This window comes from Phytohabitans maris (assembly GCF_031085175.1).
Lineage (GTDB): Bacteria > Actinomycetota > Actinomycetes > Mycobacteriales > Micromonosporaceae > Phytohabitans > Phytohabitans maris.
On record NZ_JAVHUY010000017.1, the window covers coordinates 162,876 to 183,150 of the forward strand.

A 20,275-nucleotide genomic window follows, 5' to 3' on the forward strand; every position below is an offset into this window, starting at 1 on the left:
CCTCAACCGACGGGTATCGGGCTGCGGTCGACCGCGCGGATCAGCTCCGACAGCGCGGCCACGGACGGACCGGCCCAGTCGGGCTCGGCGTTGAAGACCAGGTGCTGGGTGAGGTCGGGCGCGGTGAGCCGCACCGCGGTCATCCCGAGCTCGGCCGCGCCGGTGAGCTCGCGGCTGCCGCCGTCGCCGACGTACAGGCACTCGCTCGGCGGCACGCCCAGCCGCGCGCACGCCTCCAGGTAGATCGCGCGGTGCGGCTTGCACTCTCCGATCTGGACGGAGTACGCGCACGCGTCCAGCAGGCTGGCCACGGGCATCGTGGGCAGCAGTTGCGGCAGTTCGTGGGTGCAGTCGCTCACCACCGCCGTACGCAGGCCGCGGTGGCGCAAAGCGCGGAGCGTGGCCACCGCGTCCGAGCGCAGCGTGGTGTCGGCGCGCAGCGCCGCGACCCGGGCCGCGCACGCGCTGCGGAGGGCGCTGGGCGAGGGCCGGGCGCCAACCTGCCCGGCCAGCCACCGCAGCGTCTCCTCGGCCGTCCCGTACTCGCCGCGGGCCCGGTTGTAGTACGAGCGGTCGAGCGCCTCGACCAGTGCGTTCGGGTCGCAGCCGAGGGCGCGGGCGACGGCGGTGTGCGCGGGTCCGCGCCGCACCGAAAGCGTCAGAGTGCCGAAGAAGTCGAATAGAACCGCACGGGGTATAGACACGACGAATCAGCCTCCGGGGGTCCAGAGAGGCACGGATCGGGCGAGCGTATCTGGATCACGGCAGGCGGTCAGCGCAGCACTCTTAGTAAGGAGTTAACTGCAACAAGTTACGTGTGAGGATAAACCACCGTGCATCACCGCCTTGATCCCCTCACGCTGGCGGCGATCGGGCTCGCGGTGGTCTCCGTGTCGTCATCGGCGCCACTGATCGCGTACGCGGCCGCGCCGGCCCTGGCCATCGCGTTCTGGCGCAACTTTCTGGCGGTCGGCGTGCTCGGCCCGGCCGCACTGGTACGGCGCCGCGCCGAGCTGCGGGACATGGTCACCGGCGGCCGGCGCCGCGAGGCCCGGTACAGCGTGCTGGCCGGCCTCGCCCTCGCGGTCCACTTCGCCACCTGGATGCCGAGCGCCCAGCTCACCTCGGTGGCCACGGCGACCGCGCTGGTCGCCACCCAGCCGGTCTGGCAGGGCCTGCTCGCGCTCGCCCGGGGGCGCCGGCTGCGTCCGGTCATGTGGGTCGGCATCGGCATCGCGGTGGCCGGTGCCGCCATCGCGACCGGCGCCGACCTCGGCACCTCCGGCCGGGCCATCGCCGGCGACCTGCTGGCACTGGCCGGCGCCGTGGCCGTCGCGGTCTACACCGACCTCGGTGAACGGGCCCGGGCGGCGCTCAGCACCACCGCGTACACGCTGGTCTGCTATTCGGTCTGTGCCGCCGCGCTGCTGGTCGCCTGCCTCGTGGGTGGGGCGCGACTGGGCGGGTACGGCCACACCACCTGGCTGGCGATCCTCGGCCTCGTGGCGGGCGCCCAGCTGCTCGGGCACTCGATGTTCAACTACGCGCTGCACAAGGTCTCGGCGACCACGATCAGCATGCTGATCCTGCTGGAGGTGCCGGGTTCGGTGTTGATCGCCTGGCTCTGGCTGGGGCAGGTACCGCGGGCGGCGGCGTACCCGGGGCTGGCCTTGCTGGTCGTGGGCGTCGCGGTGGTCGTCGCGGGCGGTGCCAGGACGCTCCGGCAGCCGCCCGAGCCCGCGGCGTGAGATCTTCCACAGGTTGGTTCTCGCTGGTCGGCGGGCGAGGCTACGGTGGGGTACCACGCGCCTTACCGATCGCTAAGGAGCTTCGATGGTCGCTGTCGGACGCCCGCGCCGCTCCTGCCTGGCTGTCCCCGGGTCGAGTCTCAAGATGCTCGACAAGGCCCGTGGCCTCCCCGCCGACCAGGTCTTCCTGGACCTGGAGGACGCGGTGGCGCCGCTGGCCAAGCCGGAGGCCCGCAAGAACGTCGTGGCCGCGCTCAACGAGGGCGACTGGGGTGGCAAGACGCGGGTGGTACGGGTCAACGACCTGACCACGCCGTGGACGTACCGCGACGTGGTCGAGGTGGTGGAGGGTGCCGGGGCCAACCTCGACTGTGTGATGCTGCCGAAGGTGCAGTCGGCGTCCCATGTGGAGTGGCTGGACCTGACGCTCACCCAGATCGAAAAGACGCTGGGGCTCGAGGTCGGGCGGATCGGCATCGAGGCGCAGATCGAAAACGCCGCCGGTCTGGTCAATGTGGACGCGATCGCGGCCGCCTCGCCCCGGGTCGAGACGGTCATCTTCGGCCCGGCGGACTTCATGGCGAGCATCAACATGCGGTCGCTGGTGGTCGGTGCGCTGATCCCGGAGTACCCGGGGGATCCGTACCACTACATCCTGATGCGGATCCTGATGGCCGCGCGGATGCACGACAAGCAGGCGATCGACGGGCCGTTCCTGCAGATCCGCGACGTGGACGCCTTCCGCGAGGTGGCCAGGCGGTCGGCGGCGCTCGGCTTCGACGGCAAGTGGGTGCTGCACCCGGGGCAGATCGACGCGGCGAACGAGGTGTACTCGCCGGCCCAGGAAGACTACGACCACGCCGAGCTGATCCTCGACGCGTACGACTTCTACACCTCGGAGGCGGGCGGCCGGCTGGGCGCGGTGATGCTCGGCGACGAGATGATCGACGAGGCGTCACGCAAGATGGCGCTGGTCGTCGCGGCCAAGGGGCGCGCCGCCGGCATGCGCCGCACGAGCACCTTCACGCCGCCCGAGGGCTGAGCCGCACCCGTGGGGCTGGGCCGCGCTTGAGGGCTGAGCCGCACCCGTGGGGCTGGGCCGCGTGTCCGAAGCCGAGCCCGCCGTCAGTACGTCGTGCCGCTCTCGCTGTTGATGGCGATGATGATGATCACGACATAGAAGGCGATGAGGAGCACCAGCAGGCCGGTCAGGATCCAGCCGACGATGATGCCGGCCAGCGCCAGGCCGTCGCCGCCCTCGCCCCGCTCGCGGATCTGCTTGCGGGCGATGTGGCCGAGGATCGCGCCGACCGGCGCGCTGATGCAGGTCGCCAGGCCGGCGAGCGAGCAGACCAGCGAGGCGATCGCCATGCCGTTGGTGGGCGGCGAGGGCGGATAAGGCGCGTACCCCGGGTACATCGGCGCGGCGTAGCCCTGCGGGATCGGCTGCCCGCTCACCGGAGAGCCCGGGTCCTGCTGGCCTTGCTGCGGCGGCCAGGAGGGGTCGCTCCAGTTGCCGGGCTGCTGGTACGTCATAACGATCTCCGTCGTAGGGGTCGGTCGTCAGGGTAGCGGTACCTCACCACTCCTTGGGGTACCCCGTCGTTGCCCGCGCGGGACGGACCGGGCAGGATCGCGGGCATGGACGACGACGCGACCACGCCCGCGCCCGACTACGGCTCGCTCCGCCTCGACGGCCGGGTGGCGCTGGTCACCGGTGCCGGCAGCCCGGACGGTATCGGGTACGCGACCGCCCGCCGGCTGGTCGACCTCGGCGCGCGGGTGGCCATCGTGTCCACGACCCGGCGCATCCACGAGCGCGCGTCGGAGCTGGGCGCCACCGGTTTCGTCGCCGACCTGACCGACGAGTCCGAAGTGGGCGCGCTGGCCGACGCGGTCGCCGAGCAGCTGGGCGACGTGGAGGTGCTGGTCAACAACGCCGGCCTCGCCAGCCGCACCAGCCCGGAGGTGCTGCGGCCGGTCGCGCAGCTCACGTTCGACGAGTGGCGGGCCGAGATCGACCGCAACCTCACCACGGCGTTCCTGTGCAGCCGGGCGTTCATCGGCGGGATGGCCGAGCGCGGCTGGGGCCGCATCGTCAACCTCGCCGCCACCGCCGGCCCGATCAACGCGCTGCCCACCGAGGCGGCCTACGCGGCGGCCAAGGCCGGCGTGGTCGGCCTCACCCGGGCGCTGGCCATGGAGATGGTCGCCGACGGCGTGACCGTCAACGCGGTCGCGCCGGGCACGATCTACACCGCGGCGTCCACGGTGGCCGAGCTCAAGCAGGGCCTGGGCACCCCGATCGGGCGCCCGGGCACACCGGACGAGGTGGCGGCCGCGATCACGTTCCTCTGCTCGCCGGCCGCGTCGTACATCACCGGGCAGATGCTCGTCGTCGACGGAGGCAACAGCGTGCGCGAGGCGCAGTTCCGGTAGGCACCGCGCCCCGAGGCAGCCGGATCAGTACGTGGTGCTGGAGCCGTCGGTCGCGATCGCGGCGATCACACCGATGCAGCAGAAGGCCAGCGCCAGGCCGGTGAAGATGTAGCTGAGCACGAGACCGGCGGTGGCCAGGCCGCCGCCCTGCTCGCCGCGCTCCTTGATCTGCTTCTTCGCGATGTGGCCGAGCACGATGCCGACCGGTGAGAAGACGAACGCGAACACCAGCGACAGGATCGCCATGATGTTCGTCGTGCTCGACTGGGGTGGGTATCCGCCGGCCGGGTACTGCGACGTGCCGTAGCCCTGCGCGCCGTACTGCGGCGTGCTGTACTGCCCGCCGTAGGGCTGGCTCCCGTACTCCTGGCCGGAGTAAGGCTGTCCGGTGTATGGCTGGCCGCTGTACGGCGCGGCGGGCGAACCGGGCTGGCCCCCGTAGGAGGGCCCCGGCGACCCGGGCGGCTGGCTGCCGTACGGCGCGGCCGGCGACCCCGGCTGCGGCGTGCCGTACGGGTCCGAGTACGGCTGCTGCGGCTGGTTGGGATCGTAGGGCTGCTGCGGCTGGTACGGGTCGGTCATTTCTGTTGCCTCCTTGTCCCCCGGCACGCTACTAGGCCCGGTGAACCTTTTCACACACGTCCCGCGCCACCGGCCATGGGAGCATACTGAGCAAGCGTTTAGTTACCTATTGGTAATAAAGCAAAGACCCCGGAGGCACACATATGGCCCGCCTCGCCCAGACGCCCGGCCTGACCGACGTACAGCGCTCCATCCTGGAGACCGTCCGGGACTTCGCGGACAAGGAAATCATCCCGCACGCCCAGCGGCTGGAGCACGCCGACGAGTACCCGGCCGACATCGTCGACGGCATGCGGGAGATGGGACTCTTCGGGCTCACGATCGCCGAGGAGCACGGCGGGCTGGGCGAGTCGCTGCTCACGTACGCGCTCGTGGTCGAGGAGCTGTCGCGCGGCTGGATGTCGATCTCCGGGATCGTCAACACGCACTTCATCGTCGCCTACCTGGTCTCGCAGCACGGCTCGCCCGAGCAGAAGGCCAGCCTGCTGCCGCGGATGGCGACCGGCGAGGTGCGCGGCGCGTTCTCGATGTCGGAGCCGGGCTGCGGGTCGGACGTGGCCGCCATCCGCTCCAAAGCGATCCGTGACGGCGCCGACTTCGTCCTCAATGGACAGAAGATGTGGCTGACCAACGGCGCCTACTCGTCGGTGGTCGCCACGCTCGTCAAGACCGACGTCGGCGCCGACTCGGTGTATGGCAACATGACCACCTTCCTGCTGGAAAAGGAGCCCGGCTTCGGCGAGACCGCGCCCGGACTCACGATCCCCGGGAAGATCGACAAGATGGGGTACAAGGGCGTCGAGACCACCGAGATGGTCCTCGACGGCGTGCGCGTACCACCGTCCACTGTGCTCGGTGGCGAAGCCGGTGTGGGGCGCGGCTTCTACCAGATGATGGACGGCATCGAGGTGGGCCGGGTCAACGTGGCGGCCCGCGCCTGTGGCATCTCCATCCGCGCGTTCGAGCTCGCCGTCGCGTACGCCCAGCAGCGCCAGACCTTCGGCGCACCGCTGAGCAAGCACCAGGCGATCGCGTTCAAGCTCGCCGAGATGGGCACCAAGATCGAGGCCGCGCACGCGCTGATGGTCAACGCGGCCCGCCTCAAGGACTCCGGCGCCCGCAACGACGTCGAGGCCGGCATGGCCAAGCTGCTCGCCTCCGAATACTGCGCCGAGGTGGTGCAGGAGGCGTTTCGCATCCACGGCGGCTACGGCTACTCCAAGGAGTACGAGATCGAGCGGCTCATGCGCGAAGCGCCGTTCCTGCTGATCGGCGAAGGCACCTCGGAGATCCAGAAGACGATCATCTCCCGTGGCCTCCTCAAGGAGTACCGCGCCTAGAGAGCCTCCGGTTTCAGACAGGATTTGCCCCGGTCCGCCTCAGCTGTGGGCCGCGTGCGCGGGGCAAGCCCACCTAGCTCCCCGCAGGGGCCGGGGTGAGATCGCGGGGCGCGGAGGGCGAGGCTGCGGGAGCAACGGTCCGGACCACCACGGACGTCGCGGTAGCCCAAAGTCTCTTTCGGGGTTGGCTCCGGCTTATGCCTTGCTCTTCTTTTCCTTCTCGTCGCAGGCGACGCCGTTGCCGTCCTTGTCCAGCTTGTCGCGGTAGCCGGGATCGCCGGGGTAGAGCGGCGCGGCGCCGGCCTTACGGGCCTTGTTGCAGTTCTGGTAGTACACCGTCGCGGTGGTCGCCGGCGCGGTCGACTCCGCGGCCTTGCCACCCCCGCCCGGTGCGGGCTTGGTCGTGCCGTCGCGGCGCGGTGCCGTCGTGCTCGTGGACGACCCGGGGCTGCCCGCGGACGGGGGCGTGAGCTGGGTCGGCGCGCCGCGGCCGGTCGGGGGGAGTGGCTGGATCGGGGGCGCGGGCGCCTCGGGCGCGGGCACCCGCGGTGCCTGGGCGATCGGCGCAGGGCTGGCGAGCACCACCCCGAAGATCGCGGTGCCGAACGCGATGGCCACGAGCAGCGCCACCAGAAACAGCGCGAACCTGCGCCGGTTTGCCGACTTCGCCTCCCGGCTCGTCGGGGCGGCGGGCGCCAGGTCGGGGACCGGCCGGCCCCTGCGCAGGGGCCGGTAGTGGACGGACGCCTGGTTGGCCCGCCCGTAGACCGCCGCACGCCGCTGTTGCGACGGCTCGTCGAGGGGCGGAAACGTCACCCGAAGAGTTTTACATGTACGAACGGCACAGAAGGGGGCCGATGTGCCACTCTGCTGTCAGAAACCTGATCGATACATTGCTTAGAGATCCAGTGCGGCGCTCAGGCGATCGAGCTCCTGGCGGGTGCCGATCTCGGCCCGGTGCTGCGGGTTGTCGACGTAGTGGCGGATCGCGCCAGCCAGGAACGCGGCATCGACGGCGAGCCATCGATGCAGGATGCGCACGACGTAAGCGCCGTAGTCCGGTGGCTGGCGGCGGACCAGCAGCGAAATCTGCCGCGGCTTTTCCACCGGCGCCGGCGGCCCGCTCGCGAGCAGCGACTCCCACCGCACCATCTGCGTGCGGACGGTCCGCACGAGCAGCCCGCCCGGCCGCAGCTCGACCCGCGGGCCGCGGAAGAGCGTCCAGCCCGCCACCGCGAAGATCACGGCAACGGTGACCAGCGTCCGCGCCCAGCCGCCCGACGAGATGCTCACCTCGCCGTCGGGCGCACGCTCGGTCGCCAACCCGTTGCCGGCCAGAAACATCAGCATGATGACGAACGGCCCCACCATCCACGGCGACGTCGGCGTCACGAACGCCGGCCGCCCGCGATCCGCGCCGATCAGCAGCGTCCGCGGGGCCGGCCGAGGCCGTGGACAGAGCCGGGTGAAGGCGAGCAGGGGAACGGCCAGCGCCGTCACCGCGCCGGCCGCGTAGACCGCGAACGCCGGCACGAAGCTCAGCCGCCACGACATCGGCTCGATGCCGAACTCCACGACCACCCGCAGCGCGAACGCGCCGAGGCCCAGCAGCAACGCCGTCGCCTGGACATTGCTCACGCTGGTGGTCAAGTCCTCCCGGACGTGGCGGGTCACGAGATCTCCGGACCTGAGGGGGATGTCGCCGGGACGGTCATGCTTCGCAGGGTAGGAAAACCTCCCGCCCAGCGCGAGCCCGGTCTTGTGCGACGCCGGCACGGTCAGGCGGCCGGGAGGCGGCTGAGCTGGCCTACCGCCCGCTCGACCGCGAGGCAGCGGTCTTCCACGTAGTCGATGCCGGCCTCGGTCGCGATCCGGCGAGCCTCCGCCGAGACGATGTCGAGCTGCAGCCAGACCGCCGGTGCCCCGATCGCGACCGCCTCGCGCACCACCTGGACGGCGTCTTCGGCCGGGCGGAACACGTCGACGAGGTCGACCTTCTCCGGGATGTCGGCCAGCGACCGGTACACCTTCTCGCCGAACAGCTCGTCCGCGAACGGGTTGACCGGGATGATCCGCCACCCGTGGCGCTGCATCTGCAGCGGGACGGTGTGTGCCGGCTTTACGGGGTGGCGAGACGCCCCGACCACCGCGATGACCGCGGACTCCGCCAGGATCTGCTGAGGGCTTCGCACGCTCCGACGATAGCTCGGCCTCGATCAGACCTTCCCGGCGCCACCGCGGATGCCCGCCGCTACAGCAGCGTCAACTGCTCCGGCTCGGGCGGGACCGGTGGCGCCTCCGGCTGGCGGGCCTCACCCGGCCCGGCGCGGTCGAGGCCGTGCCGGCGTGCGGCCATGCGGACCCGGGCGGTCACCTCACGCTGGTACTCCTTCGGCAGGTAGGAGCCGCGCCCGTAGAGCCGGCGGTAGTGCGGGGCCAGCGCCGGAAACTCACGGGCCAGCCACGCCGCGTACCACTCGCGGGCACCGGGCCGCAGATGCAGCGGGATCGGCGTGACGCTGGCCGCGCCGGCTGCCGCGATCGCCGCGACCGTAGCCTCGATCGAGTCGTCGGTGTCGGTGAGGCCGGGGAGGATCGGCGCCATCAGCACACTCACCCGGAAACCCGCGTCGGTCAGCGCCCGCACCGCGTCGAGCCGGCGCCGCGGGCTCGGCGTGCCGGACTCGACCGAGCGCCACATCCGCTCGTCGACGAAGCCCACCGACATCGCCACGCTCACCTGCGTCACCTCGGCCGCCTGCCGGAGCAGCGGCAGGTCGCGCAGGATCAGCGTGCCCTTGGTGAGGATCGAGAACGGGTTGGCGAAGTCACGCAGCGCCGACAGGATCCGCGGCATCAGCCGGTATCGCCCCTCGGCCCGCTGGTAGGGGTCGACGTTGGTGCCCATCGCGATGTGCTCGCCCCGCCACCTGGGCGCGGCCAGCTCGCGCCGCACGAGCTCGCCCGCGTTGACCTTGACGACGACCTTGGTGTCGAAGTCGTGCCCAGCGTCGAGATCCAGGTAGGTATGCGTGCCGCGTGCAAAACAGTAACTGCATGCGTGGCTGCAGCCCCGGTACGGGTTGATCGTCCACATGAAGGACATGCGGGACGAGGCGGGGACGCGGTTGATGATGCTCTTGGCCTGCACCTCGTAGAAGGTCATGCCGGCGAAGCCCGGTGTGTCGAACGTGCGCGCCACCGCGCCGGGCAGCGCCAGCGGCAGGGGTGGAGCCGCCGGCGCCGGCCCGTCCGGGACCGCTCCGTCGGGGGGAGCCGACAAGTGGTCCCAGCGCATCCAGCCTATTCGAACATGTGTACGACCAAATTGCAAGCGCCTACGCGGGCGGCGCGCCGGTGCTGTCGCGGCGGATCAGCTCGGCGCCGACCTGCTCGATCCGGGGTGCCGTGTGTCCGGCCGGCTCCTCCAGCGCGAGCGTCATCGCCCGCGCGCCCATGTCTTCCAGCGGCAGCCGCACGGTGGTGAGCGCCGGCGTCACGTCCCGGGCGATCGGCATGTCGTCGAAGCCGATCACGCTGATCCGCTCGGGCACCGCGATGCCACGCGAGCGGAGCAGCGAGAGCGCGCCGATGGCCATCGAGTCGTTGAGCGCGGCCAGCGCGGTGAGGCGCGGCTCGGCGTCCAGCAGGGCGGCGGTCGCCTCGGCGCCGCTGGTGCGGTCGAAGTCCGCGTACGCCACGCGGCTGGCCGGCAGCTTGCGGCCGTGGTCGCGGGCGGCCCGGCGCAGGCCGGCGAGGCGGTCGGTGGTGGTGGTGAGCTGCTTGGGTCCGGCGATCACGCCGATGTGCTCGTGGCCGAGCTCGTAGAGGTGGCTGGCGAGCAGGTAGCCACCCATCTCGTTGTCGGGGACGACCGCGTCGCCGGCGTGCTCGTGCCGGCCGATCACGGCGACCCGCCCGCCGGTGCTCTCGTACACCCGGAGCTTGCCGTCGAGCGCTTTCGTGAAGTCTTCGTCGTGGTAGCCGGAGCCGGCGAGCACGATCGCGGCGACCTGGTGGGCGCGGAGCAGCTCCACGTACTCCAGCTCCTTGACGGGGTCGCGGTAGCTGTTGCAGATGATCACGAGCCGGCCGTGGGCGGTGGCGACCCGCTGGAGGCCCCGGGTGATCTCCGCGAAGTACGGGTCGGAGACGTCGTGGACGATCACGCCGATCGCGGTGCGGTGTGAGCGCGCCAGGAGCTGGGCGTGCGCGTTCGGCACGTACTGCAGCTCCTCGACGGCGGCCAGCACCCGCTCGCGGAGCGCGTCGGTGACCGGCTTCGAGCTGCCGTTGATGATCCGGGACGCGGTGGCCGGCGATACGCCCGCGCGCCGCGCGACATCGGCCAGCGTCGCCATCTGAACCCTCCGCCCACGCGACTGGCGCGCCCGCCCACGGCACTCCAGATCTGCTGATTTGCGCTCGCTCCGCTCGCGCTTGGCCCTGGATGCCGGCTCGGTCCATCCTCGTCGCTTCGCTCCTCGGACCGGATCTCGCCGCCCCCAGGGCCATTTGCCGACTGAGAATACCGTGGACCTGCCCATATAGAGGAAAGGCCTTGCAGCGCAACGGTGACCGCCAGTACCGTGATCGAGGAAAGCGCTTACCTCGGAACGATTGGACCTCCGCATGGCCCGCAGGACGATCGGCATCGCGCTCAACGGCGTGACCGGCCGGATGGGATATCGCCAGCATCTGGTGCGTTCGCTGCTCGCGATCCGCGACCAGGGCGGGCTACCGCTGCGCGACGGCACCCGGCTGTGGCCGGAGCCGGTGCTGGTGGGCCGGAGCGAGACCAAGCTCCGCGAGATCGCCGACCGGCACGGCCTCACCGACTGGACCACCGACCTGACGGCCGCGCTGGCCCGCCCCGAGGTGGAGGTCTACTTCGACTCCCAGGTGACCGCCCAGCGGGAAAAGGCGCTGCGCGCCGCGATCGACGCCGGCAAGCACATCTACACGGAGAAGCCGATCGCCGAAGACCTGGCCACCGCCGTCGACCTGGCCCGCCTCGCCGACGCCGCGGGCATCAAGCACGGCGTGGTGCAGGACAAGCTCTTCCTGCCCGGCCTGCGCAAGCTGGCCCGCTTGGTCGAGGGGGGCTTCTTCGGCCGCATCCTGTCCGTGCGCGGCGAGTTCGGCTACTGGGTCTTCGAGGGTGACTGGCAGGCCGCCCAGCGTCCTTCGTGGAACTACCGGGCCGCGGACGGCGGCGGGATCACAGTGGACATGTTCCCGCACTGGCACTACGTGCTGGAGCAGATCTTCGGCTCGGTCAAGGCGGTGACCGCGCACGTCACGACCCACATCGACCGCCGGTGGGACGAGGCCGGCGAGGGCTACGACGCGACCGCCGACGACGCGGCGTACGGCATCTTCGAGATCGAGGGCGGCATCGTCGCTCAGATCAACTCCTCCTGGGCGGTCCGGGTCTACCGCGACGAACTGGTGGAGTTTCAGGTGGACGGCACCGAGGGGAGCGCGGTCGCCGGCCTGCGCGAGTGCCGGGTCCAGCACCGCGCCACCACGCCCAAGCCGGTGTGGAACCCGGACCTGCCCGCCACCGAGGACTTCCGCGCGCAGTGGCAGGTCGTGCCGGACAACGAGGAGTTCGACAACGGCTTCAAGGCGCAGTGGGAGCTCTTCCTGCGGCACGTGGCCGAGGGCGCGCCGTACACCTGGGACCTGTGGGCCGGCGCCCGCGGCGTCCAGCTCGCCGAGCTGGGCCTCAAGTCCGCCCGCGAGGGGCGCCGCATCGAGATCCCCGAGCTGTGACGCGCTTTTCGTTCAACCAGGCGACGGCCAACCGCTGGCCGATCCCCGACCTCGTCGCCGGCTGCGTGGCGGCCGGCGTCACGCGGGTGGGGCTGTGGCGCGAGCAGGTCGCCGAGTTCGGCCTGGAAAAGACCGCGGCGCTCGTAAAAGACGCCGGGCTCGAGGTCACCTCACTCTGCCGCGGGGGTTTCTTCCAGACCCCCACCTGGTACGAGGAGAACAGTCGCGCCGTCGCGGAGGCGCACGCGCTCGGGGCACCGGTGCTGGTGCTCGTCTCCGGCGGGCTGCCGCCCGGTAGCCGTGATCTCGACGCGGCCCGCCGGCACGTCGGCGAGGCGATCGGCTGCCTGGTGCCGGCCGCACTGGAGGCCGGCGTCCAGCTCGCGATCGAGCCGCTGCACCCGATGTTCGCCTCGGACCGGTGCGTGGTGTCGACCCTCGGGCAGGCGCTCGACCTCGCGGCGCCGTACCCGGCCGAGGCGGTCGGCGTGGTCGTCGACACGTACCACGTGTGGTGGGACGACACGATCTGGGCGCAGATCGCGCGGGCCGGCCGGGAGCGGCGGATCGCCTGCTTTCAGGCGGCCGACTGGATCACCCCGCTGCCCGAGGGCGTGCTGCTGGGACGGGGGCTGCCCGGTGAGGGCTGCGTCGAGCTGCGCCGCTTTCGCGAGGCGGTCGACGCCGCCGGCTACACCGGGCCGGTCGAGGTGGAGGTATTTCACGCCGGCCTGTGGGCGCGTCCGGGCGCGGAGATCCTGGCGGACACGATCGCGGCGTACGAGGCGCACGTCGCCTGACCGTCCACGCCCCAGATGCACAGGGCGCCCCTCAATGGCGAGGGGCGCCCTCCGTATGCGAAAGGGGTTTGTCGATCAGTGGTTGTGGGCGGCGAGCTTCTTGCGGACGTCGTCCATGTCGAGCGCCTGCACCTGCTCGATCAGCGACTCGAGCGCCGACTCGGGCAGGGCGCCGGGCTGCGCGAACACGATCACGCCGTCGCGGATGGCCATGATGGTGGGAATCGACCGGATGTCGAACTTGGCCGCCAGCTCCTGCTGCGCCTCGGTGTCGACCTTGCCGAACACGATGTCCTGGTGCTTCTCCGACGAGCGCTCGTAGACCGGCGCGAACCGGACACACGGACCACACCAGCTGGCCCAGAAATCGACCAGTACGGTGCCGTCCTGGCTGGTCACCTCGTCGAAGTTCGCCGTGGTCAGCTCAACGGTCGCCATTTGATCTCTCCGATCACAGGGATGTCGCCTACGCGTACTGAAACCTACCGAGGCGGGTTTGCATTCCCGACGAACCGGACACCCGGCGCGGCGCGGCGGAGCCTCTGTGGCGGGTCTGTCAGTGCCCTACCGGAAGCGTCCAGACAGTGACCAAAAGCGATGACCGGTGCGTAACCCAAGGTGATGGGAGCGATTCCATCAGTTTACCTGGCCGTAACAGCGAAAATGCCGAAGACCTAGGCTAATGCGGTGCGTGAAGATCGGTAACGGTAGGCCACAAGTCGCCGAACTCTCACTGACGGTAACGTCACAAAAGGATAACTGTGACCTCCGTCTCGCCCTGAAACCTTTCTTGAGTGCGAGTTGCACGGCAAAATCAACTACATCAAGCGTGGGCGGCGGGTGCCGGGGAGGGCCCCGCCGCTCATTGCGTCCGGGGTCGGTTCCGGCCCTCGGCCTCCAGGCTTAACCATCGATAAGGCATCCTTGCTCTACCCACAGGTAGGCGTAACGCGTAGGGAGGGCGTGGATGCGGTTCGGCCGGTACTACGAGGAGTTCGAGGTCGGCGCGGTCTACCGGCACTGGCCGGGCAAGACCGTCACGGAGTACGACGACCACCTGTTCTGCCTGCTCACCATGAACCACCACCCGTTGCACCTGGACGCCCACTACGCCGAGACGTCCACCCACTTCAAGCGCAACGTGGTCGTGGGCAACTACATCTACTCGCTGCTCCTGGGCATGTCCGTGGCGGACGTGAGCGGCAAGGCCATCGCCAACCTCGAGGTCGAGTCCCTGCGTCACGTCGCGCCCACGTTTCACGGCGACACCATCTACGGCGAGACCACCGTGCTCGACAAGCGCGAGTCCACCTCGAAGTCCGACCGCGGCGTGGTCTCGGTGGAGACGAAGGGCTACAAGCAGGACGGCACGCTGGTCTGCGTGTTTCGCCGGCGGGTCATGGTGCCGAAGAAGGAGTACACGGCCGCCGCCGTGCTCGCCGGCGCCGACCCGGACCGGCCCAGCTTCCCCGAACCGAAGGGCTGAAACCCCCGACACGCAGGCCTGGGCCCGCAAGCCACGCATCCCCGCAAAACTGGGCATATGCTGACCTCGGGAGGTCGCTATGCCGAGCCAATCCGCTTCCGGAGACCCGACTCCTACTGGCACCGCCGGCCAGGTCGCCGCGATGGCGTTCGCGCCGGGTGAGTGGGAGCTGCTGACGCACCTACCCGCGCGGGTGATCGTGGCGGCCACGTCCGCCGAGCCGGATGCCCCGCGCCGTACGGTCGCCGAAGGGCTCGCCGGCCTCGACGCGATCGCCGCCGGGCGGGCGTTCGACAGCGATCTGGTCCGTGCCGTGGTCTCCGCGATCTACGCCGAGGCCGACGACGACCGGCCCACGGCCGAGGAGTTCACCGACCGGGCCGCCGGCCTCGCCGAGGTACTGGAGGCCTGCCGTCGGGCGACCGGGGTGCTGGCCGCGCGGGCCGACCCGGCCGACTCGGCGGCGTACCGCCAGTGGGTGCAGTCGGTGGCCGCCCGGGTCTGCGGCGCGGCCCGCTCGGGTGGGCTGCTGGGGCTCGGCGGCGCGCAGGTGAGTGCCGCGGAGCGGCGCTTCCTCGACGAGCTGGCGATCGCACTGGCCCTGGCCTGACCACCGCCGCGCGGCGGGCCGGGCGTGGGCCGTACCCTCTGATGACCGTGAGTGGCGATGAGATCGAGATCGGGGTTGGACCGTGGCCAGGTGAGTGGCCGGCCGATCCACGCCTCGACCCGGAGCTGCTCGCGCACGGTGACCGGCGAAACGTGGTCGACCGCTACCGCTACTGGCGGCGCGAGGCGGTCGTGGCCGACCTCGACGAGCGGCGCCACGACTTCCACGTGGCGATCGAAAACTGGCAGCACGACCTCAACATCGGCACGGTCGTGCGCAACGCCAACGCGTTCCTCGCCGCGGAGGTGCACATCGTCGGGCGGCGCCGGTGGAACCGTCGGGGCGCGATGGTGACCGACCGCTACCAGCATGTCCGCCACCACGAGACGATCGAGGAGTTCGTGGCCTGGGCGCACGGCCACGACCTGCCCGTGGTGGGCATCGACAACCTGCCCGGCGCGCACCCGCTGGAGGCGGTGACGCTGCCCCGGCGGTGCGCACTGCTGTTCGGCCAGGAGGGCCCGGGGCTCTCCGACGTCGCGCGGGCCTCCTGCGACCAGGTCTTCTCGATCGCCCAGTACGGCTCCACCCGATCCATCAACGCGGGCGTGGCCAGCGGGATCGCCATGCACGCCTGGATCCGTGCGCACGCCGGCCCGCCCCCGGCGGACAGCGCACCAACGTCCGGAGACCTTGACGGGGAGGCGGCGAGCCCCGCACCGTAGGGAGGTGGGCGTTGCGGTGAGTTGCCCCAGATGTGGCGGTCCGGTGCGACCGCCGGACCTGATGCACACCGACTGGCGCTGCGACGACGACGGCCCGGTGCCGCCGATGCACGTCGCCGAGCATGTGAGCGCCGACGTCGTGGCGAGCGTGCTGGCCGCGGTCCAGCGGTCCCAGGAGCTGAGCGGCCGGGCGCCGGTGCCGGTCTGGTGCCCCTGGCCGCTGCCACCGGGCTGGATGATGACCGGCCTGGCCTGGGCCGGCGACGACCGCACCGGCGTGCGCGCCACCGCCGTGGCCTGCAGCGGGCCGTCCCCGCTCCGTGGCGGGCCGGCCGATCTCGTGTTCGTGGCCGAGGAGCCGGGCGTGGGGCTGGGCAACCGGTTCGGCGGCCTTCCCGGGCTCGATCCGGGCGCGCTGATCGCCGACGCGCTCGGCGACGAGGGCCCGCCGGCGGGTGACCACGGTGGACCGCACGCGAAGATCAAAGTGGGCGGTCACCCGACTCCACTTTGGTCTGTGAAGTCGCCGACGGATCGGAGCGCCTACGCGGGAGAAGCCAGGGGAATGTGGCTGTATGCGATAGCCTGGCCAGCGAGCGCGGGTTACCTTCTCGCGGAGCATGTCGTGCTGCACGACCTCTCCGAGTGGCTGCCGCCCGAGCTCGTGTACGGCGCGCCGTCGCCGTACTTGCACGGGAGAGCGTGAATGCGTTTTCCAGTATTGGATCAACACGTAAAGACGCTCGACTGATACTCTGGGTACTGCCGACACCGGCTCGGCGCGCAGTGCGGAGGGACGGCCTGCAAATGGTCAAGAAGATCCTCACCTGGGGCGGCATCGCGTTCCTGTTGTTTTTCATCGCGTACCGGCCAGATTCAGCGGCGGACGTGTTCCAGTCACTGGGCACCACGGTTGCCGACATCGGCCAGGGCCTTGGTGACTTCGTCACGAGCCTGATCGCCTAGGTCGTCCATGGGCAGCGCACCGGGCGGACCCCCCGACGACCCTGACGAGCCCGACCGAATCCATCGCCAGCGCGACACGGAGCCCATCCCGCCACGCACTCCGCGTGACGACGGTCCCGGCTACAGCGAAGACACCGCGTTCTCGCCCGGTGCCTCCTATTCGGACGGCCCGGCCTACTCCGAGAGCGCCGGATACGCCGACAGTGGACGCGGTGGCTATCTGCCGCCCGAGTTCTCCGAAGACGAGCTCTCCGGACTCCGCACCGACGCCGCGGGCATGCCGATCGGCCCGCGGCGCGTCCTGCCGCTCGAAGACGAGCCCAGCTCCCTGGTCGCCCGCTACCTGTTCCCTACCGAGCGTTACCGCGGGGAGTGGAAGCGGCACTGGGTCCACCTGACCACCCCCCTGCTGATCGGCACCGCCGCCACCTTCGCGCTCGGCTACCTTTCCGGCTTTCTCGCCCGGCAGGACGTCCGCGGCCTCACCACCGCCGCGGTCATCGTCTGGTTCGCCGTCATGGGCTGGGTCGCCTGGCAGGTCGGCGACTGGTACTTCGACCGCTTCATCCTGACCAACAAGCGGGTCATGGTGGTCAACGGCATCATCACCCGCAAGGTCGGCATGATGCCGCTACTGCGCGTGACCGACATGAAGTACGAGCAGTCCCCGCTCGGCCGCATGCTCAACTACGGCACGTTCGTGCTCGAGTCGGCCGGCCAGGATCAGGCGCTCCGCGAGGTCAAGCACCTGCCCAACCCCAATGAGCTCTATCTCCGCGTGGTCGAGGAGATGTACGAGCCGCAGGCCGTCGAGGCGCGCCTCGGCAAGGCGGAGGAAAGCACCGCCGAAGACGGCGCCTGACCAGCATCTATTCGTTATCCCGCCGTTATCGTGCCAGAGGGCGGTATAGCCATCCGTGCCATGGTTCTCACCCAAAGGCTGTGACAACCTTCGGGAGGGCACCTATCACGGGGAGGCGATGAGTGTCGGCCGCCAGGCAGGAAATGGAGGAGGAGTTCCGCGAGTTCGTCGCGGCGCGCTCCGCCGCCCTGCTTCGTACGGCCTATCTGCTCGCCGGTGACTGGGCCACCGCCGAAGATTTGCTCCAGATCGCCCTGACCAAGACATATCTGGCCTGGAAGCGGCTGGGTGAGATCGAGGCCGTCGAGCCGTACGCGCGCCGGGTCCTGGTCAACACCGCGACCAGCTGGTGGCGCCGGCGCTGGCACGGTGAGCGCCCCACCGAGGTCCTCCCCGAGCGGGCCGCGCCCGACCGGATCGACGAGCAGCTCGAGCGCGACGCGTTGTGGCGGCACGTCAAGGCGCTGCCGGCCCGCCAGCGCGCGGTGCTGGTGCTGCGCTTCTACGAAGACCTGACCGAGGCGCAGACCGCCGCGCTGCTCGACATCTCGACCGGTACGGTCAAGAGTCAGACCTCGCGCGCCCTGCACACCCTGCGGCAGCGGCTCGGTGCCGAGGGCGTCGCCTCCGGGCTGGCGAGCGACACCGGCTCGCGTGCGGCTACGCGGGGCAAGCGGGTGCCGGCGGGCCGAGAGCCGGAGCCCACCCGCGTACGGCCGGCGCCGGTGGTGCCGAGCCTGCCGATGCCGCCGATCCCGGCACCCGCCGCCGGCTTGGAGCGCGGGTGACGATGGGCGAGCCGGACAACCTGGGGCGGCCGCCAAGGCGTCCATTGGACGTGGCATCGGACGACCTGGAGCGGGCACTGCGGGAGACGCTGTCGCGGGCAGCGACGCCGGAGCACGGGGTCGGCGGCCCCGACCCGGCCGGCCGCGCGATCGGAAAGGGGCGCCGCATCAACCGGCGCCGTTCCGTCGTGGGCACCGTGCTCGTCGTCGCCGCCACGGCCGCCGCCACCGCCGGGGTCGTGCAGCTCAACCCCGACGACCGGCGCTACGCGGGGCCCGCCTGGATCGAAGATCCGCCCCCGGAGATCGTCCAGTCGCTGCCGGCGATCGCGCCGACCACGGCCGTGCCGGTGCCCAGCGGCACGTTCGACCGCGACAAGATGTCTGCCACCCGGGCGCCGGTCGACCTGGTCGTCGCCACCCAGCTCCGGACGGCGACCGGCACCGCCATCACGCTGCCCCAGGTCGGCACGGTGGCCCAGGCGCACGAGGCCACCAAGGGCTGGCTGGTCGTCGGTGTGCCACCCGCGGGCGGCTCCAGTTTGTGGTACGTGGCCTCCGACGGCTCCTCCGTCCAGGTGCTCCACGCGGTCGACGCGGTGGCGCTGGCGCCGGACGGCCGCCGGGTGGCCTGGCGCGACAGCGCACGCCTTTTCAGCGCGGTCGTCGACCAGGGCACGCTCAAGGACGCCACCCAGGCCTCCGCGCCGGAGGAAGGGCTCCCGGTGAGCTTCGTGGGGAGCGGCGTGGTGATGGAGCGGACCAGCTCCGGCGCCCAAGAGGCCGGCTTCGACGTGTGGTGGCCGCGGCGCGGCACGCCGTACACACCGGAGTGGAAGGCGAGCACCTCCGAGATCTACGGGCCGCTGCCCGACGGCCGCACCGTCGTCGCCCAGGTCACGGCCGAGGCCGGCGACCGACCGTGCCTCGCCCTCCTCGACGCGGTCAACGCGCTCACCGTGCTCAAGACCGCCTGCGCGCTGCAGCTCACCCCGCGCGGCGACGGCACCGTCTCGCCCGACGGTCGCTGGCTGGTGGCCGACGGGGCCGGGCGGTCGCGGCTGGTCGACCTGCGGGTGGTCTTCGAGGGCGAGGCGACCTCGGTCGACGCCGGTCCGGAGCTGACCGACCAGTCGGCGTGGGCCAGCGGCAGCACGCTCGTGCACGTCTCCCGTGACGGCCAGCTCATGCGGGTCAAGGTGGGGCGCGAGCCGGAGGTCGACGTGGTCGCGGTGCCGGGCGCCGGCACCGACGACCGGCTGCTCGTGGTGGACCCCATGCTGGTCTGATGCGCATCGACCTGCACGCCCACTCCACCGCCAGCGACGGCACGCTCACCCCGGCCGGGCTCGTCGCCGCCGGCGCCGAGGCCGGCCTCGACGTACTCGCCATCACCGACCACGACACGACCGCCGGCTGGGCGCCCGCGGGCGAGGCCCGCCCCGCCGGCCTCGCACTCGTGCGCGGGGCCGAGCTCTCCTGCCGGTGGTACGGCCGGTCGCCGGCGATCCCGCTGCACCTGCTGGCGTACCTCTTCGACCCCACCGCGCCGGCCCTGGTGGCGGAGCTGGCCCGGGTGCGGGGCAGCCGCGAGGAGCGGGCCCGGCGCACCGTCGAGCGGTTGCGCGCCGACGGGGTCGACGTGACCTGGGACGAGGTACGCGGGTACGCGGCCGGCGGCACGGTCGGGCGGCCGCACGTCGCGCTGGCGCTGATCCGGGCCGGGCTGGTGGCCGACACCGACGAGGCGTTCGAGGACCGGTGGCTGGGCGAGCGCTACCGGCTGCCCAAGGAAGACACGGACGTCTTCGCGGCGGTACGGCTGGTGCGCGAGGCGGGCGGCGTACCGGTCTTCGCCCACCCCAGGGCCACCAAGCGCGGCACGGTGGTGCCCGACTCGCTGATCGTGGAGCTGGCGGCGGCCGGGCTTTTCGGGCTGGAGGCCGACCACGAGGCCCACTCGCCGGCCGAGCGCGAGCACGTGCGGGGGCTCGCCGCCGAGCTGGGGCTGGTGGTGACCGGCTCGTCCGACTTCCACGGCTCGCACAAGCAGGTCAAGCTCGGCGCGTTCACGACCGAGCCGGCCGCGTTCGAGGCGATCGTCGCGGCCGCCTCGGGCGTCCCCGTCCTGGGCCCGTGACCGTTCCTCTA

24 protein-coding genes are annotated in these 20,275 nt (G+C 71.3%); 15 read left to right on the forward strand and 9 right to left on the reverse strand.

Going from position 1 to position 20,275, the window contains the following annotated elements; translation table 11 throughout:
* Nucleotides 1-2 precede the first annotated feature (2 nt).
* Nucleotides 3-704: an HAD family hydrolase gene (locus tag RB614_RS19870; protein ID WP_308714052.1), complete on the reverse strand. Its 702-nt coding sequence runs from the start codon at nt 702-704 to the stop codon at nt 3-5.
* A 129-nt stretch (nt 705-833) separates the two neighbouring features.
* On the opposite strand from RB614_RS19870, the gene RB614_RS19875 reads away from it, so the two are divergent.
* Complete coding sequence (locus RB614_RS19875; protein ID WP_308714053.1) at nt 834-1,748, forward strand: DMT family transporter; 915 nt, start codon at nt 834-836, stop codon at nt 1,746-1,748.
* A gap of 85 nt (nt 1,749-1,833) precedes the next feature.
* The gene (locus RB614_RS19880; protein WP_308714054.1) at nt 1,834-2,790 is read left to right on the forward strand and encodes an HpcH/HpaI aldolase/citrate lyase family protein; all 957 of its coding nucleotides are present in this window, start codon (nt 1,834-1,836) and stop codon (nt 2,788-2,790) included.
* A gap of 83 nt (nt 2,791-2,873) precedes the next feature.
* Here the strand turns inward: RB614_RS19880 and RB614_RS19885 are convergent, their stop codons facing one another.
* Nucleotides 2,874-3,284: a DUF4190 domain-containing protein gene (locus RB614_RS19885; RefSeq protein WP_308714055.1), complete on the reverse strand. Its 411-nt coding sequence runs from the start codon at nt 3,282-3,284 to the stop codon at nt 2,874-2,876.
* 105 nt (nt 3,285-3,389) lie between these two features.
* Between RB614_RS19885 and RB614_RS19890 the strand changes: the two genes are divergently transcribed.
* Entirely contained in the window at nt 3,390-4,187 is a 798-nt protein-coding gene (locus RB614_RS19890) for an SDR family NAD(P)-dependent oxidoreductase (RefSeq protein WP_428983059.1), read from the forward strand.
* 24 nt (nt 4,188-4,211) lie between these two features.
* On the opposite strand, the gene RB614_RS19895 is transcribed toward RB614_RS19890, so the two are convergent.
* Complete coding sequence (locus tag RB614_RS19895) at nt 4,212-4,769, reverse strand: DUF4190 domain-containing protein (protein WP_308714056.1); 558 nt, start codon at nt 4,767-4,769, stop codon at nt 4,212-4,214.
* Nucleotides 4,770-4,912: 143 nt separating this feature from the next.
* On the opposite strand from RB614_RS19895, the gene RB614_RS19900 reads away from it, so the two are divergent.
* Nucleotides 4,913-6,109, forward strand: coding sequence for an acyl-CoA dehydrogenase family protein (locus RB614_RS19900; protein WP_308714057.1), 1,197 nt, complete (start codon nt 4,913-4,915; stop codon nt 6,107-6,109).
* Nucleotides 6,110-6,304: 195 nt separating this feature from the next.
* Here RB614_RS19900 and RB614_RS19905 read toward each other — a convergent pair whose 3' ends face one another.
* The 5 genes from RB614_RS19905 to RB614_RS19925 form a co-directional block, all read right to left on the reverse strand.
* Complete coding sequence (locus RB614_RS19905) at nt 6,305-6,925, reverse strand: excalibur calcium-binding domain-containing protein (RefSeq protein ID WP_308714058.1); 621 nt, start codon at nt 6,923-6,925, stop codon at nt 6,305-6,307.
* Nucleotides 6,926-7,006: 81 nt separating this feature from the next.
* Complete coding sequence (locus RB614_RS19910; RefSeq protein WP_308714059.1) at nt 7,007-7,783, reverse strand: hypothetical protein; 777 nt, start codon at nt 7,781-7,783, stop codon at nt 7,007-7,009.
* A gap of 104 nt (nt 7,784-7,887) precedes the next feature.
* Nucleotides 7,888-8,301: a CoA-binding protein gene (locus RB614_RS19915; RefSeq protein ID WP_308714060.1), complete on the reverse strand. Its 414-nt coding sequence runs from the start codon at nt 8,299-8,301 to the stop codon at nt 7,888-7,890.
* 59 nt (nt 8,302-8,360) lie between these two features.
* Complete coding sequence (locus RB614_RS19920; protein WP_308714061.1) at nt 8,361-9,407, reverse strand: Rv2578c family radical SAM protein; 1,047 nt, start codon at nt 9,405-9,407, stop codon at nt 8,361-8,363.
* Between the two features lie 40 nt (nt 9,408-9,447).
* The gene (locus RB614_RS19925; protein WP_308714062.1) at nt 9,448-10,470 is read right to left on the reverse strand and encodes a LacI family DNA-binding transcriptional regulator; all 1,023 of its coding nucleotides are present in this window, start codon (nt 10,468-10,470) and stop codon (nt 9,448-9,450) included.
* Nucleotides 10,471-10,741: 271 nt separating this feature from the next.
* On the opposite strand from RB614_RS19925, the gene RB614_RS19930 reads away from it, so the two are divergent.
* Both RB614_RS19930 and RB614_RS19935 read left to right on the forward strand, forming a co-directional pair.
* Nucleotides 10,742-11,887: a Gfo/Idh/MocA family protein gene (locus RB614_RS19930; protein WP_308714063.1), complete on the forward strand. Its 1,146-nt coding sequence runs from the start codon at nt 10,742-10,744 to the stop codon at nt 11,885-11,887.
* Nucleotides 11,884-12,687: a sugar phosphate isomerase/epimerase family protein gene (locus tag RB614_RS19935; protein ID WP_308714064.1), complete on the forward strand. Its 804-nt coding sequence runs from the start codon at nt 11,884-11,886 to the stop codon at nt 12,685-12,687. Before RB614_RS19930 ends, RB614_RS19935 begins: the two co-directional genes overlap by 4 nt.
* Nucleotides 12,688-12,762: 75 nt before the next feature.
* On the opposite strand, the gene trxA is transcribed toward RB614_RS19935, so the two are convergent.
* Nucleotides 12,763-13,125 carry a thioredoxin gene (gene trxA / locus RB614_RS19940; RefSeq protein ID WP_308714065.1) on the reverse strand — a complete coding sequence of 121 codons (363 nt, stop codon included), beginning with the start codon at nt 13,123-13,125 and terminating at the stop codon, nt 12,763-12,765.
* Between the two features lie 529 nt (nt 13,126-13,654).
* On the opposite strand from trxA, the gene RB614_RS19945 reads away from it, so the two are divergent.
* The 9 genes from RB614_RS19945 (at nt 13,655) to RB614_RS19985 (ending at nt 20,264) form a co-directional block, all read left to right on the forward strand.
* Nucleotides 13,655-14,173 (forward strand): MaoC family dehydratase, encoded by a 519-nt coding sequence (locus tag RB614_RS19945; protein WP_308714066.1) that lies wholly within the window; start codon nt 13,655-13,657, stop codon nt 14,171-14,173.
* A gap of 79 nt (nt 14,174-14,252) precedes the next feature.
* Entirely contained in the window at nt 14,253-14,783 is a 531-nt protein-coding gene (locus RB614_RS19950) for a hypothetical protein (RefSeq protein ID WP_308714067.1), read from the forward strand.
* Between the two features lie 41 nt (nt 14,784-14,824).
* The gene (locus RB614_RS19955) at nt 14,825-15,508 is read left to right on the forward strand and encodes a TrmH family RNA methyltransferase (RefSeq protein WP_428983060.1); all 684 of its coding nucleotides are present in this window, start codon (nt 14,825-14,827) and stop codon (nt 15,506-15,508) included.
* 16 nt (nt 15,509-15,524) lie between these two features.
* Nucleotides 15,525-16,214, forward strand: a complete 690-nt coding sequence (locus RB614_RS19960; RefSeq protein WP_346434202.1) for a DUF6758 family protein — start codon at nt 15,525-15,527, stop codon at nt 16,212-16,214.
* A 101-nt stretch (nt 16,215-16,315) separates the two neighbouring features.
* Complete coding sequence (locus RB614_RS19965; RefSeq protein ID WP_308714070.1) at nt 16,316-16,474, forward strand: hypothetical protein; 159 nt, start codon at nt 16,316-16,318, stop codon at nt 16,472-16,474.
* A 7-nt stretch (nt 16,475-16,481) separates the two neighbouring features.
* Nucleotides 16,482-17,336, forward strand: a complete 855-nt coding sequence (locus tag RB614_RS19970; protein WP_308714071.1) for a PH domain-containing protein — start codon at nt 16,482-16,484, stop codon at nt 17,334-17,336.
* Between the two features lie 122 nt (nt 17,337-17,458).
* A complete protein-coding gene (locus tag RB614_RS19975; protein ID WP_308714072.1) occupies nt 17,459-18,124 on the forward strand; it encodes a SigE family RNA polymerase sigma factor in 666 nt (221 codons plus the stop codon).
* Nucleotides 18,121-19,413 carry a hypothetical protein gene (locus RB614_RS19980; protein WP_308714073.1) on the forward strand — a complete coding sequence of 431 codons (1,293 nt, stop codon included), beginning with the start codon at nt 18,121-18,123 and terminating at the stop codon, nt 19,411-19,413. The genes RB614_RS19975 and RB614_RS19980 overlap by 4 nt, the downstream gene beginning before the upstream one ends.
* Nucleotides 19,413-20,264: a PHP domain-containing protein gene (locus RB614_RS19985; RefSeq protein ID WP_308714074.1), complete on the forward strand. Its 852-nt coding sequence runs from the start codon at nt 19,413-19,415 to the stop codon at nt 20,262-20,264. Before RB614_RS19980 ends, RB614_RS19985 begins: the two co-directional genes overlap by 1 nt.
* Nucleotides 20,265-20,275 lie beyond the last annotated feature (11 nt).